Origin of the sequence: Arthrobacter sp. GCM10027362 (assembly GCF_042679445.1) — a bacterium.
In the GTDB taxonomy this organism is placed as follows: domain Bacteria; phylum Actinomycetota; class Actinomycetes; order Actinomycetales; family Micrococcaceae; genus Crystallibacter.
In genome coordinates this window covers 1-698 of sequence record NZ_JBHTML010000430.1, presented here as the reverse complement: position 1 = coordinate 698, position 698 = coordinate 1, and the positions used below count along the sequence as shown (strand labels likewise).

The 698-nt window shown below is 73.4% G+C and carries 1 protein-coding gene; it reads right to left on the bottom strand.

Translation table 11 applies throughout. The annotated features are described in order from the left end of the window. Positions 1 to 698 (bottom strand): Mur ligase family protein (locus ACFQ36_RS23175; RefSeq protein WP_377017973.1); only part of this gene is annotated, 698 nt, incomplete at both ends.

Genomic DNA, 698 nt, shown 5'->3' with positions numbered 1-698 from the left:
TGAACTCCGCCAGCCCGGCCGCCGCCACGGCCGGCTCCAGGCCCAGGCTGAGCGCCACGGCGAAGGCGGCGGCGGCATTGCGGATGTTGTGCTCCCCCGGCACCTGCAGCCGCAGCAGCTGCTCGCCGCCGGGATAGGCCAGCGTGCTGGTGCTGGTGGTGGCGGAGAATCCGCCGGGTAGGATCCGGACCTCGGCGGCCGGGTCGTACCCGTAGCGGACCACCCTGGGCCCGGAAGTGCCGGCGGCAGCCGCCCGTTCGGCCAGGGCGCGGGCACCGGGATCGTCCATGCACGCCACCAACACCCCGCCGGCCGGCAGCAGCGCGGCGAACCGCTCGAAGGAGAGGTGCACGGCCTCGGCCGTGCCATAGTGGTCCAGGTGGTCCGCCTCCACATTGGTGACCACGGCGATGCGCGGACGGTAGTTCAGGAAGGATCCGTCGGATTCATCGGCCTCGGCCACGAAGTACCGGCCGGCACCGTAGTCCGCGTTCACGCCCAGCGCGGCCACATCCCCGCCGATCGCAAAGGACGGCTGCAGGCCGGCATGGCGCAGCATCACGGTGACCATCGACGTCGTCGTCGTCTTGCCGTGCGTGCCGGCCACGGCGATCAGCTCCTGCGGGGCCGTCGACGCGGCCAGCGCCACCGAGCGGTGCACGATCCGCAGCCCGGCCGCCGCGGCGGCCTGCAGCTCC